This window comes from Kitasatospora sp. SC0581 (genome assembly GCF_048159585.1).
Taxonomy (GTDB): domain Bacteria; phylum Actinomycetota; class Actinomycetes; order Streptomycetales; family Streptomycetaceae; genus Kitasatospora.
On sequence record NZ_JBLRWA010000001.1, the window covers coordinates 252,667 to 267,265 of the forward strand.

A 14,599-nucleotide genomic window follows, 5' to 3' on the forward strand; every position below is an offset into this window, starting at 1 on the left:
TTCGGAGGTTCAGCCCGAGCAGGCGATCCGCTGCGCCTGCTGCCAGGCGCACACCGGGCAGAGGGTGCTGCCCGGCTGGTCGGCGGGCAGTTCGGTCGGCTCGCCGCACAGGACGCAGTCGGCGCGCGGGCCGGCCGCCCGCGGGTCGTGCCGCAGCGCCGCCTCCGCTCCGCCGTCGGGCGCGAGTTCGCAGACGCCCGCTTCCTGGTTCGTACCGGTGTCGCTCATACCGACTTCCTACTCCGCGCCGCCGCCCTGCCGCAACACGCCGCGGGTGACCGGGCCGCCGCCCGCCCCTCTCTCCCCCCGCCCGCCCCGCCTCGCCTCGCCGGCAGCGAACAGATTTCAGAAAACGTTCGCTGAAAGCTGTCGGTTGAACTCTGTTCGCTGACGTTCGTTCGCTGAAACCTGTTCGCTGAAACCTGTCCGCCGAAGCCCGCCACAGGTCCGCCCCCGCCCCGCCGACGGCCCCCTCCCACCTGGCGGTTACCGTGGCCGGCATGCCCACCGACCTGCACCGACGTCTGCTCGCCGCCCGCGCCACCACCCCGTCGTACCCCGAGGTGGGTGCCACCCGGGACGGGGGCGGGCGGCTCCCGGACGGCTACGCCCACCTGCGGCGGCGGGTCCACCTGGGGCACGGGCCGGAGGTGCTGGAGCGGGCCGGGCGCTACGTGCTCGGCTGGGGCAGCCAGTTGGGCACCGGCTTCGCGGTGCACCCGGCCGGCCCGGCCCGGGAGGGCGGGACGGTGCTGCTGCGGCTGAACCTGCCGGGGAGCGGGTGGCCCCGGCTGGTGATCCCCTGCCGGGTGGTGTGGACGGTGGAGGAGCCGGACCGGATCGGCTTCGGGTACGGCACCCTCCCCGGGCACCCGGAGTGCGGCGAGGAGGCGTTCCTGGTGTCGATGGACGCCGGCGGCGAGGTGTGGTTCGAGGTCACCGCGTTCTCCCGGCTGTCCGCCTGGTACGCCAGGCTCGGCCGGCCGGTGGCCCTGCTCTGCCAGCACCTGGCGATCGAGCGCTACCTCGCCGCGGTGGCCGCGCACGTCCGCTGAGCCACCGGGTCCGCCGAGGCCATCCACCGGACCGCCACCCGCGGGACCGCCGCCCGCCGGAGCGCCCGCCGTTCCCGCGCGTCAGCCGAGGAAGGACAGCCGGACGGTCCGGCGCGGGTTGTCCCCGTTGGTGTCGACCAGGACCACCGACTGCCAGACGCCGAGGGCCAGTTGACCGCCGAGCACCGGCAGGGTCGCGTGCGGGGCGACCAGTCCGGGCACCACGTGGTCCCGGCCGTGGCCCGGGCTGCCGTGCCGGTGGCGCCAGCGGTCGTCGGCCGGGAGCAGGTCGCGCAGGGTGGCGAGGAAGTCGTCGTCGCTGCCCGAACCGGTCTCCAGTACCGCGATCCCCGCGGTGGCGTGCGGGACGAAGATGTTGAGCAGGCCGTCGCGCCCGGTGGCCCGTTCGTCGAGGAACTCGACGCAGCGGTCGGTGATGTCGAGCGCGACCTCGCGGGAGCCGGTGGTGATCTCGAAGGTGCTGCTCTGGAAGGTGGTGGTCGGGAACGAGCCGGTCTGGGTGGAGTGGTTGTTGTCCGCCATGGCGCCATCCTGTCCCAGGTCAGCGGGCCGGGCGTACTCCCTCGCCGTCTGGCCGTGCCGGGCGGGCAAACTCGCATAGGCTGAAAGGTTCAGACCACATCACCCCGGACGGCCGCGACGCTCCCCCGGGCACCGCCCGGACGCCGTCCGGACACACTGAAGACCCGGCGGACCGGACGGTCCACCGGGTCGGTTCCGACCGGGCGGCGGGGAGGGACCCGTGCCGCACCGGTCGGACTAGCCGCGCCCGCCGAAAAGGCTCCGCCGCAGCCGACGCAGCGGCGTCAGCAGCGAGATCCTGGTGTGGCGACGACGGGTCGTCGGGGCCTCGGCGCCGCGCGGCGTGAGCTCCCTTATCAACCCGAGCGCCTCGGCGGTGTCCACCGCCGGGAGTGCGGGCGCGCCGAGCACGGCCAGGTGTCGGTCGATCCGGCGGCCGGTCGTGCCGACACCGCACTGGATCGCCGGCACGCGGGGCCGAGTCCGCACTTGCATGTGTTCCATCAGTTTTTCCCACCCCTACGAGGCGCCAGGGCCGTGAGGCGAAGACTATCCGTGAAGGACGGCCTTCGCGCAACCGTCCTTGGTGTTGTGCCACCGTATCGTGCGGCGTCAACTGACGAAGCACCAGGGGCCGCCCGGCCGGTCACGACTAGGCATCAATGATGGTGCACGACCGGCCATCCGTCACCAGGGCGGGCGGGCGCGAGTGCGGCAACCCTGCGCATGACGCGCGCCCGGCGCACAGCGGCACCCCGGCGGCACCCCGCCCACGCACCACCGGCACCGCCCGCACCGACCGCTTCCGCCCGCACCCCGCCCGCGTCCCCCTATTAAGGGGACAGCCGCCACATCGACAAAGCGATCACCGACCGGCCCATCGGGCACGGCCCGCCCGGGCATGACCGCCCGAGCGCGGACCCCGATGACGCCGTGACCGACCGACTTCAGGAAGTGAACACATTCGAGGGATTGACTCCCGCCGAACCTCCAAGCAATATCGGATGCACACGCCAGTGCCCGCACCGCACTCAAGCGTGTGTTCGAGTGATGAAGAACTCCGGCTCCCGCGAGCCACTGCCCGGCCGCCTCGACGCTGCGGTGGCCAGGCTCGCGCGGTGCCCGGACCGGCGGTCGGCCGTCGAGGGTCGGCCGGATCGCCACCTGACTGCCGGTGCCGCCCCGCGAGGGGCCCGGCACCGGCGGTTCCGGGTCCGCCACGGACGGCTTGTCCGCCACGGACGGCTTTCACGGACACCCTTCCCGGACACCCCGCAGCCCCCGCCGCAGCCGCGCCGCCGCCACCGCCGCCCAGGCCCCCCAAGGGCCGCAAGGCCCCGGAAAGCCCGCACCGGACGTCCGCGCAGGTCGCGCCCGGTGGATCGGTACACTCGGCCAGCGTGTCCCTCCTCCTCAGCATCGTGCTCCCGGTCCACGGCGTGGAGCGGTACCTCCCGCGCTGCCTCGACTCGATCCTCGGCGACGTCCCCGCCGCCGAGACCCGTTTCGAGGTGATCGCGGTCGACGACCTCTCCCCCGACGGCTCCGGCGCGATCCTGGACGCCTACGCGGCCCGCGACAGCCGGCTGCGGGTGCTGCACCTCACCGAGAACCAGGGCCTCGGCGGCGCCCGCACCGCCGCCCTGCCGCAGGCCCGCGGCGAGTACGTCTGGTTCGTGGACAGCGACGACTGGGTGCCCGAGGGGACGGTCGGCACGCTGCTGGACGAGCTGGCGCGGGAGCGTCTCCGGGAGACCCCCGCCGACGTGCTGCTCACCGGCTTCACCCACGTCTACCCGGACGGCGGGACGGAGCCCAACCCCTGGCGCCACGTGCTGGCCGACTCCCCGCTGGTCGAGGGCTGCACCCTGGCCGAGCACCCGGCGCTGTTCCAGACCGTGATGTCGGTGTGGAACAAGCTGTTCCGCCGCGCGTTCCTGGACGGCCTCGGCGTCTCCTTCGGCCGCGGCTACTACGAGGACATCTCGGTCACCTACCCGGCGCTGCTGGCCGCCGAGCGGCTGCGCTACCTGGACCGCCCCTGCTACTTCTACCGGCGCGGCCGGGACGGTGCGATCACCGCCACCGCCTCCCCCAAGCACGCCGACGTGTTCGCCCAGTACGACGCGATCTTCGCCTTCCTGGACCGCCCGGACCGCCCCGGCCGGCCCGTCCCGGACTCGCTGCGCACCCTGGTCTTCGACCGGACCGTCCGCCAGGCCCTGAACGTCTACGACACCCCCGGGCTGGTCCCCACCGACCTGCGCAAGGACTTCTTCCAGCGGATCGCCCGGCACTTCGACCGCCACCGCCCGGCCGGCTACCGCTTCCCCGGCGGGGTGCGCGGCGTGCAGTACCGGCTGGCCGCCCGCGGCGCCCGGATCGCGTACGCCGAGCTGCGCCGCACCGGCCGGCTGCCGCGCGAACTCAAGCGCGGGGCACGGGCGGTGGCGCCCGCGGTGAAGAAGGGGATGCGCAGCGGCGCCCGGTTCACCGCGTACAACGCGTTCCGCCGGCTGCCGCTGGACCAGCACCTCGCGGTCTACGCCGCGTACTGGCACCGGGGTTACGCGTGCAGCCCGGCGGCGATCTACGAGAAGGCGAAGGAACTCGCCCCGCGGGTGCGGGGCGTGTGGGTGGTGGAGAACCGCGCCCAGGCCGCCACGCTGCCGCCCGGGGTGCCGTACGTGATCGTCAACACCCCCGCCTACCTCAGGGCGATGGCGACCGCCAAGTACTTCGTCAACAACGTCAACTTCCCCCGCACCATGACGAAGCGGGCGGGCACGGTGCACGTCCAGACCCAGCACGGCACCCCGCTCAAGGCCATGGGCATGGACCTGCGCGACCATCCGGCGGCGGCCGAGGGGATGGACTTCGACCTGCTCCAGGAGGCCGTCGACCGCTGGGACTTCCTGGTCTCCCCCAACCCGCACACCAGCGGGCACTTCGCCCGCGCCTTCCCCGGCCGGTACGAGATGCTGGACACCGGCTACCCGCGCAACGACCGGCTGGCGAACGCCACTTCGGACGAGGTCCGGGCGATGCGCGAGCTGCTCGGGCTGCGGCCGGACACCCGGGCGGTGCTGTACGCGCCGACCCACCGCGGCAGCAAGGGCGGCTACGTGCCGCTGCTCGACGTGGCGGAGCTGGCCCGGCGGCTGGGCCCGGACTTCACACTGCTGGTGCGCACCCACTACTTCCACGCGGACGGCCCGGGCGACCTGACGGCGGCCGGTGCGGAGTCGGCACGGATCGTGGACGTCTCGGCGCACCCGACCGTCGAGGACCTCTACCTCGCGGCGGACGTGCTGGTGACGGACTACTCGTCGATGATGTTCGACTACGCGGTGCTGGACCGGCCGGTGGTGGTCTTCGCCCCGGACTGGGAGGAGTACCAGCGGGAACGCGGCGTCTACTTCGACCTGTTCGCGGAGCCGCCGGGCGCGGTCACGGTGGACGCGGACGGGCTGGCGCGGGCGCTGCTGGCGGGCGACCCCGAGCCGGCGGCGCGGGCCGACTTCCGGGCGAAGTTCTGCGTCTGGGACGACGGCGGGGCCGCGGAGCGGGTGGTGCGCCGGGTGTTCCCGGTGGAGAAGGACAAGTAGGAGGAGCGGCGCGGGAGCGTCCGCGGGACCTCCGGACGGGGCCGGCGCCGCCGGTACGGCGACCGGCCCCGTCCGGCACGGGCTCAGCGCCGGCGGGCGGCCAGGAACTCCTCGAAGGTCAGGACGCCGTCGTGGTTGGTGTCCATGCTGTGGATCAGCGCCTCGGCCATCGAGATGGTGACGTCGTGGTCGCCCATCTCGTTGGCGGCCAGAGCGTACTCGGCCGGGGTGATCTTGCCGTCGCCGTCCTTGTCGAAGCGGTCGAAAAAGGCCTTGATCGCCTCGGTGGTCTCCATGGTGCCCTCCTGGGTACTGCGGGGTGTCGCTCGGTTCGGACGGCCGTACCCTACCCGGCCGTGGTGTTCGCCACGGTCGCCGGGAGTGGACGCGCGCCGGGGTCGGTGTCGTAGTCTGCGGATCTGATTGCAGGCCCGGGCTCCTCCCGGGCGATCGTTCGTCCAGGGAGGGAATCGTGCTCGACCTCGCCACCAAGTTGGTGCTGAAACCGGTCTCGCGGGGGATCTGGCGGCCGGTCATCGAGGGAATCGGGAACGTGCCGCGCAAGGGCGGGGTGATCCTGGCCAGCAACCACCTGTCCTTCATCGACAGCGTGGTGATCCCGCTGACCGCCCCGCGCCGGGTCCACTTCCTCGCCAAGGCCGAGTACTTCACCGGCAGCGGGCTCAAGGGCCGGCTCTCCAAGGGCTTCTTCGAGGCCATCGGCGCCGTGCCGGTCGAGCGCGGCACCTACCGTTCCGCTCAGGCCTCGCTGGAGTCGGCGCTGGAGATCCTGGAGGACGGCAAGGCCTTCGGCATCTACCCCGAGGGCACCCGCTCCCTGGACGGCCGGCTCTACCGGGGCAAGACGGGCGTCGCCTGGCTCGCGCTGACCGCGGGCGTGCCGGTGGTGCCGGTTGCGCTGGAGGGTCCGGAGCAGATCCTGCCGGTGGGCAAACGGCTGCCGCGGCTGAAGAAGGTGACGGTCCGCTTCGGCGAGCCGCTGCACTTCGACGAGCTGCACGGGCAGGCCCGCTCGCTGAAGGCCCGTCGGCAGGTGACCGACGAGGTGATGGCGGCCATCCAGCGGCTCTCCGGCCAGGAGGTCGCGGAGAGCTACAACGAGGTCCCGAAGGCGGCCTGACCGCCGGCCCGTCCCGGGCGCACGCGCTCGCACGCCGGCCCGTCCCGCACACCCGAGCGCGGCGTCCGCCCCGTCTGCCCGACTCGACACGAACCCGGGCGCGCCCGCCCCGTCACACGTGCCCGAGCGCGGCCGGCTCGGGCTGCCGGGCGGCCTCCGGCACCTCCCGGCGCAGCAGCGCCGCGTACCGTCCGTCCAGCGCCACCAGCTCCTCGTGGGTGCCGAGTTCGACCACCTCGCCGTGGTCCAGGACGGCGATCTGGTCGGCGGCGCGGACGGTGGAGAGCCGGTGCGCGATGGTGATGGTGGTGCGGCCGGCGGCCAGGGTGTCCACGGCCTGCTGGACGGCGTGCTCGGTGCGGTTGTCGAGCGCGCTGGTGGCCTCGTCGAGGATGAGCACCGGCGGGTTGCGCAGGATCGTCCGGGCGAGTGCGAGGCGCTGCTTCTCGCCGCCGGAGAAGCGGTAGCCGCGCTCGCCGACCAGGGTGTCGTAGCCGTCCGGGAGGGCGGCGATGGTGTCGTGGACCTGTGCGGCCCGGGCGGCCTCGACCAGTTCGGCGTCGCTGGCGCCGGGTTTGGCGAAGCGCAGGTTCTCGGCGACCGAGGCATGGAAGAGGTAGGTCTCCTGGGAGACCACGCCGACCGCGCGGGCCAGGGTGTCGAAGGACAGTTCGCGCACGTCCACGCCGTCCAGGGTGACGCTTCCGCCGGTGACGTCGTACAGCCGCGGGACGAGGTAGCTGAGGGTGGTCTTGCCCGAGCCGGTCTCGCCGACCACGGCCAGCGAGCTCCCGGCCGGGACGGTGAGGTCGACGCCGGCCAGGGTGGGGCGCTCCTGCGCCGGGTCGTAGCGGAAGTCGACGTCCTTGAAGCGGACCTCGCCGCGGATGTCGGTCAGGGTGACCGGGTCGGCCGGCTCGTCGATCTCCACCGGCAGGTCGAGGTACTCGAAGATGCGCTGGAAGAGGGCGAGCGAGGTCTGCACGTCCACGCCGGTGGAGAGCAGGCTGACGGTGGGCCGGAAGAGGCCCTGCTGGAGGGTGACGAAGGCGACCAGGGTGCCGACCGAGACGATCGGCGCACCGGCGGCGGAGGTCAGCCCGGCCGCCCAGTAGATCAGCGCGGGCATCGCGGCCATCACGATCTGGATGGTGTTCATCCGCCAGCGCCCGGCCATGCTGGCCCGCACCTCCAGGTCGGCGAGCTGGTCGGACTGCCCGGTGAACTCCCGGGCGAGCGAGCCGGAGCGGCCCATCGTGCGGCCGAGCAGGATGCCGCTGACCGAGAGCGACTCCTGGACCGCCGAGCTCATCGCGGCCAGCTGCTTCTGCCGCTCGGTGGTGATCTTCTTGCGCTCCTGCCCGACCCTGCGGCTGATCCAGACGAACAGCGGGAGCAGCAGCAGCGAGACGACGGTCAGCCGCCAGTCGAGGGCGACCATGGCGACGACGGAGGCGACCACGGCGGTCAGGTTGGAGACCAGGCTGGTCGCGGTGGAGGTCACCGTGGACTGCATGCCGCCGATGTCGTTGGCGATCCGGGACTGCACCTCACCGGTGCGGGTGCGGGTGAAGAAGGCCAGCGACTGCCGCTGGAGGTGGCCGTAGACGGCGGTGCGCAGGTCGTGCATCACGCGCTGGCCGACGGTGGTGGAGATCAGCGTCTGGAGCACGTTGAAGATGCTGTTCACCACGGCGGTCAGGATCATCCCGAGCGCGAGCAGGCTGAGCAGCCCGGTGCGGCCCTGCGGGATGGCGGTGTCCAGGACGGCCCTGAGCAGGAAGGGCGAGACGACCGAGACCACGGCCGAGGCGGCGACCAGCAGCCCGACGACGGCCAGGCGGGCCCGGTACGGGCGGAAGAGCGCGAGGATGCGGCGCCACTCGGCCGGTGGGCGGGGTTCGCCCTCGGCGCGCTCGGGCGGGGTCCAGTCGATGGCGGTGGGCCTCAAGGACGGGCCTCCCTGGGTGGGGCGGTCGGGTGCGGGGCAATATAGCGAGGATAGCTCATAGTTAGATAAGCTAATAGTGACTGTTGCCCTATTCCTCGTCCGTACAGGCTCCGCGGAGCGCCCGTACGATCCCTGCGGAGCGCGCGTACGGGCCCCGCGGAGCGCGCGTACGGGCCCGCGGAGTGCCCGACCGCCCCGACCGCCCCGGGCCTCAGTTGGTCCGGTAGGTGCGCGCCGCCTTCGAGGAGACCCCGCCGAGCTTGCCGGAGGGCAGCATCCGGGCGATGGCCACGGCGACCTTGTACCGCTTGCCCGGCACGGACACGGCCCGGCCGCGCGCCAGGTCGCGCATCGCCTCGTCCACCACCCGCTCGGCGGACAGCCAGGACCAGGACGGGATGTTCCCGGTGCCCATGCCGGCCCGCTGGTGGAACTCGGTCCGGGTGAAGCCCGGGCAGAGCGCCATCATCCGAACGCCCGTACCGCCGAGGTCGCGCAGCACGCCCTGGGTGAAACTGACCACCCAGGCCTTGCTCGCGCCGTACGTGCCGCGCGGCAGGAAGGCCGCCACCGAGGCCACATTGACGATCGCACCGCGGCCGCGCTCCCGCATTCCGGGCAGGGCGGCCGTGGTCAGCCGCAGGATCGCCTCGATGTGCACCTTCAGCATGGCCAGCTCGTCCTGGAGCGGGACGGTCCCGAAGGCGCCCTTGTTGCCGAAGCCCGCGTTGTTGACCAGGAGGTCCACCGGGCGGGCGGGGTCGGCGAGTCGGGCCTCGACGGCACCGATGCCCTCGTCGGTCGCGAGGTCGGCGGTCAGCACCTCCGTCTCGATGCCGTACCTGCCGTGCAGGTCGGCGGCGGCGCGCTCCAGGCGCTCGGTGTCCCGGGCCACCAGGACGAGCTGGTAGCCGCTGCGGGCGAGCCGTCGCGCGAAGGCGGCTCCGATGCCGGCGGTCGCGCCGGTGATCAAGGCTGTGGTCATGCCCCAGACCGTACCGACTCGCCGCTTCCGGACCCACACCGAGGGCGATTTCCCAGCTCAGAGAGTTGCGGATGCAGCCCCCGGGAGGTGCTCGTACTGTCGAACGGGGGCATCGTCCGACCGGGCGGTGAAATCCAGACGAGGAGGCACTTCTGATGCTTACTCAGTTCCGGACCGCGACGACTACGACGTCACACAGCGCGACGCTCGAAGCCGAAACACTCGCGAGCCTGATGGTGGAGGAAGAGGCCGTCGTGTCCGACGCGCCCACGTACTCGCCCGAGGCCGCGGGGCTCCTGCTCCTGCTCGGCCTGGTCCTTCTCTCCCCGAAGGGCCCGAAGGAGAAGCCGATCAGGTAGCCGGGCCCCACCCACGGGGCCGCGTGCCCCTGGGACCCCGCGCCCATCCCGAGTCTCCTGAAGGAGTAGCTCACCACCATGCCGTTCGCCGAAACCCCTCTCCGTGACGAGTACGCCGCGGCGGTCGAGCGGGTGGCCGGCCGGACCCTCGACGCCCTCCGGGGCGCCGGGGGTGCGGCCGCACTCGCGGACCCCGACACCGCCGTACCCCGCCCGCTGCTGGCCGCGGTGCGCGTGCTCGGCGCCGACCTCTTCACTCCGCAACTGCTCGCCGGGGCCGAGCCCGACGGGCCCACCGCCGCGCTGCTCGCCGAGGCCCGACGGGCCTTCCCCGCCCCGGCACCGACGTCCGCCGAGGCCGCGCTGGTCGTCGCCTGGCAGGACTGGGCAGCCGACCGGCTGCTCGCCCGCACACCGTACGGGGACCCCGCACCGGCCTCACCCCCTCCCCCGCTGCCCGGACCTGACGACCTGGGCTGGCAGTCCTGGTCGGTACGGATGGCGCAGTTGTCCGTGCTCGCGCTGCCCGGACTGGACGGCCCGGTGCACGACGCCGCCCGCGCCGGCACCGCGCAACTCGCCCACGGCACCGTCCGCTCCATGCTCCGACGGGACTTCACCACCGCCGTGCGGCTCGCCCGCTGGCTCGCCTGGGCGAGCACCGAGGGCCTCCCGCTACGGCTGGAGGTCGAACCGGTCCTGGACCGGACCCACCTGGTCGGCATCGGCGCCGTCCGGACCAGGCTCGAACTCGCCGTCGCCCAGCGCCTGTTGGAGGGAAGTCCGGCATGACCGACACCCAGACGCTCACCATCGCCCAGCAGCTCGGCACCCGCGCGCTGTCCTGGCTGCACACGTCGTACCAGGGCAGCTACGGCAAGTTCGCGGACAACGCCATCATCAACCTCTCCAAGCCGGACGACATCTACAAGCCGCTCTGCGAGGTCGCGATGGCCTCCTCCCTGGTGCTGCGCGACGGGGTCGCCGGACCGCAGGACATCCATGCCGCGCGCGACCTCATCACGACCGCCTGGGGCCAGCTGCGCGAGGGCGACATGCTCTACGAGCGCCAGCTGCGGTACGTCACCATCACCGACCCGCTGGAGACGTACGCCCACTTCGCCCGGCTCGGCTACCGGCACGCCGCACTGGAGGAGTTGCTCGAATCCCTCAGCCGGCTGCGGGCCGTGCACGCCGTCGAGATCCAGGGCAGCCGGCACCTGGCCGTGGCCAACGCACGGCGGATCATCGAGCTGAGCCACCGGCCGGACTGGGCCACGCTCGCCGCCCGCACCTGGCTCGGCGCGCTCCCCGAACCCTGGACCGTCTCCTGGTCCACCGCCTACCAGGTCACCCACACCGTCTTCCACCTCACCGACTGGGGCGCCCGGCCCCAGGACCTGCCCGAACCGATGCGGGACTACCTGCGCGACTGGCTGCCGGTCTGGCTCGACATCTGGCTGGAGATCGGCGAGTGGGACCTGGTCGGCGAACTGCTGATCGTCGACTCGTGCATCGGGGAACCCGTCACCGGACGGTCCGGCTGGGAGGCCCTGGCCTCGGTGCAACGGGCGGACGGCCTCGTACCCCGGGACAACGAACCGATCGAGGACGACCCGGAGTTGGCCATCCGCGCGCACGAGCACACCGCCGTGGTCGCGGTCGTGGCCGCGACGGTCGCGCTCTCCCGGGCACTCGGCGGCGCGAACGGCGCCGACACCGCCGACACCGCGGCCGCATGAACGAACTCGACACGGCCGTCCGGGCGGCAGTCCGGGCGGCCGCACCGTACGCGACCGCGGTCACCGTAGCCGTGGCGCGCGACGGACAGGGGGAGGTGCGGTGCTTCGGACGCCTCGCCCGAGGGCGGGCGGCCGACTGCACCCCGGACACCGTCTTCGAACTCGGCTCGGTCAGCAAGACGTTCACCGCGCTGCTGCTCGCCGAACTGGCCACGCGCGGCGAACTCTCCCTCGACGACCCGGTCGAACGCCGACTGCCGCCCGACTGGCGCCCGATGGCCACCCGCTCCCCCGAGCCGATCCGGCTGCTGCACCTCGCCACCCACACCTCGGGGCTGCCCGGGCTGCCCCCCGGACTGCTCACCGGAGCCGTGCCGACCTGGCAGACCAACCCGTACGCGGCGTTCGGCGACGACCAGTTGAGAGCCGCCCTGGCCCGAACCACCGTACGTGGCAGGCCCGGCAGCATGCACCGGTACTCCAACTACGGGGTCGGGCTGCTCGGCCGACTGCTGGCCGAGACGGGCGGACTGCCGTACGGGGAACTGCTCGCCAAGCGGGTCCTGATGCCCCTGGGACTCGACGCCACCACCTGCGCGCCGGACGCGCCGAACCGGGCGACCGGCTACCGGCGCGGCCGGGCGATGCCGACCTGGCGGATCCCCGGGCTGCCGGGCGCCGGCGCGGTACGGGCCAGCGGAAGCGACCTGCTGCGCTTCCTCCAGGCCCACATCGGCGAGGGGGAAGGCCGGCTGGGGGCGCCACTGGCCGAGGTCCAACGGGTCAGACTGCGGCTCCCGCACTCCTCCGACGAGCTGTGCCTGGTGTGGAACCACCGCCGCTCGGGAGGGCGCGACCTGTACTTCCACTCCGGCGCGACCCGGGGGTTCACCTCCTTCGTCGGGTTCTCACCGACGGGCGGGACGGCGGTGGCGGCCCTCGCCAACACCGGCCCCAAGCGGGGCGGACGGTTCGTCCAGGCGGGGTACGAGGTGCTGCGGACCGCCACCGGCCGTAGCACCTAGGTACTCAACACCTGCCACCCGACAGCTGGATCGTTGCGGCCCCGGCCCTCAGACCGCCACGGCCTTGGCGCGGTCGGCGGCGATGTGCACGGCGAGGCCCGCGAGGACGGTGCCCATCACGTAGCGCTGGATCCGCAGCCAGCCGGGGCGGCGGTTGAGAAAGGCCGCGATGCTGCCCGCGCTCACCGCGATCAGGCCGTTGACGGTGATCGCTATCGCGATCTGGGTCAGGCCCAGCAGCAGGCTCTGCAGGGCGACGTGACCGCGTTCCGGGGCCACGAACTGGGGCAGCAGCGAGATGTACATGATGGCGATCTTGGGGTTGAGCAGGCAGGTCAGGAAGCCCATCGCGAACAGCCGGCGCGGCGGGTCCGGCGGCAGCTGCTGCGGGGCGAAGACCGCCGTGCCGCCCGGCTTGACCGCCTTCCAGGCCAGCCAGAGCAGGTACCCGGCACCGGCCAGCTTGATCGCGGTGTAGAGGGCGGGCACCACCGAGAACACCGCGGCCACCCCCGCCGTCACCGCGACCAGGTAGACCAGGAAGCCGGCCGCGACCCCGGTCAGCGAGATCAGCCCGGCGCGGCGGCCCTGCGCGATCGAGCGCGAGACCAGGTAGATCATGTTCGGCCCGGGCGACAGCACCATGCCCAGGGCCACGGCGGCGATCCCGAGCAGCGCCCGGCCGTCCACAGCGGATGTCAACGCGTCCATGCGAGGAGGCTAGGACGGCTCATCGGGTCAATGCAATGATGACTTTGCCCTCGGTGCAATCCGGCGCCCGAGGCCTTGGAGGAGCGAACGCCGATGGACGACTACCGCCTGATCGCCGACCGGATCGCCGCCGAGATCGCGGACGGACGACTGCGGCCCGGCCAACAGCTGCCCACCCAACGGGCGTTCGCCCGCGGTCGGGGCATCGCCAACTCGACGGCGGGGCGCGTCTACCGGGAACTGGCCCGGCGCGGACTGACCGTCGGGGAGGTCGGGCGCGGGACCTTCGTCCGGGCCGGGCGCGCACCGGACGGCACCCGGGTGGCACTCGCGGAGCCGGCCGCCGCCCCCGTGGACCTGGAGCTCAACTACCCCACCGTCCCCGGGCAGGCCGAACTGCTGGCGGGCGCACTGGCGCCGCTGCTGCGGCCGGACGCGCTGGGCGAGGCGCTGCGGCCGGTCGGCGCGGCCGGGACGGGCGCGGCACGGCGGGCGTTCGCCGGACTGGTGTCGGCCGGCTCCTGGGAGGTCGCGGCGGAGGACCTGCTGTTCGCCGGCAACGGGCGGCAGGCCATCGCCGGGGCCCTGTCCGCGCTGGTGCCGCCCGGACAGCGGCTGGGCGTGGAGGAGCTGACCTATCCGGTGGTCAAGGCGGCGGCGGAGCGGCTGGGCATCGTGCTGGTGCCGCTGGCCATGGACGAGTACGGGCTGCTGCCGGACGCCGTGGCGGCCGCCCACCGGGCCGGACCGCTGCGCGCGGTGTACATCCAGCCGCGCCTGCAGAACCCGCTCGGCGCGAGCCTGCCGCAGGAGCGGGTGGTGGCGCTCGTGGCGCTGCTGCGGCGGCTCGACCTGCCGGTGGTCGAGGACGCCGTCTGGTCCTTCCTGCGGCCGGAGTCGGTGCCGCTGGCCGCGCTCGCACCGGAGCGCACCGTCCTCGTGGACAGCCTCTCCAAGCGGCTCGCCCCGGGGCTGACCACCGGGTTCGCGGTCGTCCCGGCGACGCTGCGCGAAAGGGTGGCGGGCGCACTGCGCTCGGGCGGGTGGACGCCGGGCGGCTTCGCGCTGGAGGCGGCGGTGCGCTGGATCGGGGACGGCACGCTGGCCACGGTGGAGGCGGCGAAGCGGGCCGACGCGACGGCCCGGCAGCTGCTGGCGCGCGAGGTACTGGCGGGGCAGCGGCTGCGGTCCGACCCGTGCTCGTACTACCTGTGGTGGGAGCTGCCGACCGGCCGACGGGCGGAGACCTTCGTCGCGGAGGCGGCGCGGGCCGGGATCTCGGTCACGCCCGCGGTGGCCTTCGCCGTCGATCCCCGGCGCTCGCCCTCCGCCGTCCGGGTCGGGCTCGCCTCGCCGCCACTGCCGGTGCTGGCGCGGGCGCTGGAGACGCTGGCGGGGATCGCGGCGGGGGCGGGTGACGGCGAACGACGAACAGCTGACAGATGACAGATGACAGCTGACAGATTTCGAAATCTGTCA

General features: G+C 73.3%; 15 protein-coding genes. 8 read left to right on the plus strand and 7 right to left on the minus strand.

Annotated elements, in window-relative coordinates:
* Positions 1-9: 9 nt before the first annotated feature.
* The gene (locus ACLWS4_RS01075; RefSeq protein ID WP_049650622.1) at positions 10-228 is read right to left on the minus strand and encodes a hypothetical protein; all 219 of its coding nucleotides are present in this window, start codon (positions 226-228) and stop codon (positions 10-12) included.
* Between the two features lie 272 nt (positions 229-500).
* Between ACLWS4_RS01075 and ACLWS4_RS01080 the strand changes: the two genes are divergently transcribed.
* Positions 501-1,055 (plus strand): DUF1990 family protein, encoded by a 555-nt coding sequence (locus ACLWS4_RS01080; protein ID WP_416873064.1) that lies wholly within the window; start codon positions 501-503, stop codon positions 1,053-1,055.
* Between the two features lie 81 nt (positions 1,056-1,136).
* On the opposite strand, the gene ACLWS4_RS01085 is transcribed toward ACLWS4_RS01080, so the two are convergent.
* Both ACLWS4_RS01085 and ACLWS4_RS01090 read right to left on the minus strand, forming a co-directional pair.
* Positions 1,137-1,598, minus strand: coding sequence for a YjbQ family protein (locus ACLWS4_RS01085; RefSeq protein WP_049650624.1), 462 nt, complete (start codon positions 1,596-1,598; stop codon positions 1,137-1,139).
* Positions 1,599-1,835: 237 nt separating this feature from the next.
* Positions 1,836-2,102 carry a hypothetical protein gene (locus ACLWS4_RS01090; RefSeq protein WP_049650625.1) on the minus strand — a complete coding sequence of 89 codons (267 nt, stop codon included), beginning with the start codon at positions 2,100-2,102 and terminating at the stop codon, positions 1,836-1,838.
* Between the two features lie 896 nt (positions 2,103-2,998).
* On the opposite strand from ACLWS4_RS01090, the gene ACLWS4_RS01095 reads away from it, so the two are divergent.
* Positions 2,999-5,206, plus strand: a complete 2,208-nt coding sequence (locus ACLWS4_RS01095; protein ID WP_388044642.1) for a bifunctional glycosyltransferase/CDP-glycerol:glycerophosphate glycerophosphotransferase — start codon at positions 2,999-3,001, stop codon at positions 5,204-5,206.
* Between the two features lie 83 nt (positions 5,207-5,289).
* Here ACLWS4_RS01095 and ACLWS4_RS01100 read toward each other — a convergent pair whose 3' ends face one another.
* Positions 5,290-5,502 (minus strand): EF-hand domain-containing protein, encoded by a 213-nt coding sequence (locus ACLWS4_RS01100; protein ID WP_049650627.1) that lies wholly within the window; start codon positions 5,500-5,502, stop codon positions 5,290-5,292.
* 176 nt (positions 5,503-5,678) lie between these two features.
* On the opposite strand from ACLWS4_RS01100, the gene ACLWS4_RS01105 reads away from it, so the two are divergent.
* Complete coding sequence (locus ACLWS4_RS01105; protein ID WP_074004273.1) at positions 5,679-6,347, plus strand: lysophospholipid acyltransferase family protein; 669 nt, start codon at positions 5,679-5,681, stop codon at positions 6,345-6,347.
* Positions 6,348-6,459: 112 nt separating this feature from the next.
* Here the strand turns inward: ACLWS4_RS01105 and ACLWS4_RS01110 are convergent, their stop codons facing one another.
* Complete coding sequence (locus ACLWS4_RS01110) at positions 6,460-8,298, minus strand: ABC transporter ATP-binding protein (RefSeq protein ID WP_049650629.1); 1,839 nt, start codon at positions 8,296-8,298, stop codon at positions 6,460-6,462.
* Between the two features lie 211 nt (positions 8,299-8,509).
* Entirely contained in the window at positions 8,510-9,283 is a 774-nt protein-coding gene (locus ACLWS4_RS01115; RefSeq protein ID WP_074004271.1) for an SDR family NAD(P)-dependent oxidoreductase, read from the minus strand.
* A gap of 233 nt (positions 9,284-9,516) precedes the next feature.
* Between ACLWS4_RS01115 and ACLWS4_RS01120 the strand changes: the two genes are divergently transcribed.
* The 4 genes from ACLWS4_RS01120 to ACLWS4_RS01135 all read left to right on the plus strand — a co-directional run bounded on the left by ACLWS4_RS01120 (position 9,517) and on the right by ACLWS4_RS01135 (position 12,409).
* Positions 9,517-9,642, plus strand: a complete 126-nt coding sequence (locus ACLWS4_RS01120) for a hypothetical protein (protein ID WP_380349161.1) — start codon at positions 9,517-9,519, stop codon at positions 9,640-9,642.
* A gap of 78 nt (positions 9,643-9,720) precedes the next feature.
* The gene (locus ACLWS4_RS01125) at positions 9,721-10,434 is read left to right on the plus strand and encodes a hypothetical protein (protein ID WP_416873065.1); all 714 of its coding nucleotides are present in this window, start codon (positions 9,721-9,723) and stop codon (positions 10,432-10,434) included.
* Positions 10,431-11,384 (plus strand): DUF6895 family protein, encoded by a 954-nt coding sequence (locus ACLWS4_RS01130; protein WP_387820118.1) that lies wholly within the window; start codon positions 10,431-10,433, stop codon positions 11,382-11,384. The genes ACLWS4_RS01125 and ACLWS4_RS01130 overlap by 4 nt, the downstream gene beginning before the upstream one ends.
* Positions 11,381-12,409 (plus strand): serine hydrolase domain-containing protein, encoded by a 1,029-nt coding sequence (locus tag ACLWS4_RS01135; protein ID WP_416873066.1) that lies wholly within the window; start codon positions 11,381-11,383, stop codon positions 12,407-12,409. Before ACLWS4_RS01130 ends, ACLWS4_RS01135 begins: the two co-directional genes overlap by 4 nt.
* Before the next feature lie 48 nt (positions 12,410-12,457).
* On the opposite strand, the gene ACLWS4_RS01140 is transcribed toward ACLWS4_RS01135, so the two are convergent.
* The gene (locus ACLWS4_RS01140) at positions 12,458-13,120 is read right to left on the minus strand and encodes a LysE family translocator (RefSeq protein WP_049650635.1); all 663 of its coding nucleotides are present in this window, start codon (positions 13,118-13,120) and stop codon (positions 12,458-12,460) included.
* Positions 13,121-13,213: 93 nt separating this feature from the next.
* Between ACLWS4_RS01140 and ACLWS4_RS01145 the strand changes: the two genes are divergently transcribed.
* A complete protein-coding gene (locus ACLWS4_RS01145; protein ID WP_416873067.1) occupies positions 13,214-14,566 on the plus strand; it encodes a PLP-dependent aminotransferase family protein in 1,353 nt (450 codons plus the stop codon).
* Positions 14,567-14,599: the final 33 nt, after the last annotated feature.

What these genes read in the sequence shown, in the direction of transcription:
- ACLWS4_RS01075 (WP_049650622.1), bottom strand. Translation starts at nt 228, where the DNA reads ATGAGCGACACCGGTACGAACCAGGAAGCGGGCGTCTGCGAACTCGCG.
- ACLWS4_RS01080 (WP_416873064.1), top strand. Translation starts at nt 501, where the DNA reads ATGCCCACCGACCTGCACCGACGTCTGCTCGCCGCCCGCGCCACCACC.
- ACLWS4_RS01085 (WP_049650624.1), bottom strand. Translation starts at nt 1,598, where the DNA reads ATGGCGGACAACAACCACTCCACCCAGACCGGCTCGTTCCCGACCACC.
- ACLWS4_RS01090 (WP_049650625.1), bottom strand. Translation starts at nt 2,102, where the DNA reads ATGGAACACATGCAAGTGCGGACTCGGCCCCGCGTGCCGGCGATCCAG.
- ACLWS4_RS01100 (WP_049650627.1), bottom strand. Translation starts at nt 5,502, where the DNA reads ATGGAGACCACCGAGGCGATCAAGGCCTTTTTCGACCGCTTCGACAAG.
- ACLWS4_RS01115 (WP_074004271.1), bottom strand. Translation starts at nt 9,283, where the DNA reads ATGACCACAGCCTTGATCACCGGCGCGACCGCCGGCATCGGAGCCGCC.
- ACLWS4_RS01120 (WP_380349161.1), top strand. Translation starts at nt 9,517, where the DNA reads ATGGTGGAGGAAGAGGCCGTCGTGTCCGACGCGCCCACGTACTCGCCC.
- ACLWS4_RS01125 (WP_416873065.1), top strand. Translation starts at nt 9,721, where the DNA reads ATGCCGTTCGCCGAAACCCCTCTCCGTGACGAGTACGCCGCGGCGGTC.
- ACLWS4_RS01130 (WP_387820118.1), top strand. Translation starts at nt 10,431, where the DNA reads ATGACCGACACCCAGACGCTCACCATCGCCCAGCAGCTCGGCACCCGC.
- ACLWS4_RS01135 (WP_416873066.1), top strand. Translation starts at nt 11,381, where the DNA reads ATGAACGAACTCGACACGGCCGTCCGGGCGGCAGTCCGGGCGGCCGCA.
- ACLWS4_RS01140 (WP_049650635.1), bottom strand. Translation starts at nt 13,120, where the DNA reads ATGGACGCGTTGACATCCGCTGTGGACGGCCGGGCGCTGCTCGGGATC.
- ACLWS4_RS01145 (WP_416873067.1), top strand. Translation starts at nt 13,214, where the DNA reads ATGGACGACTACCGCCTGATCGCCGACCGGATCGCCGCCGAGATCGCG.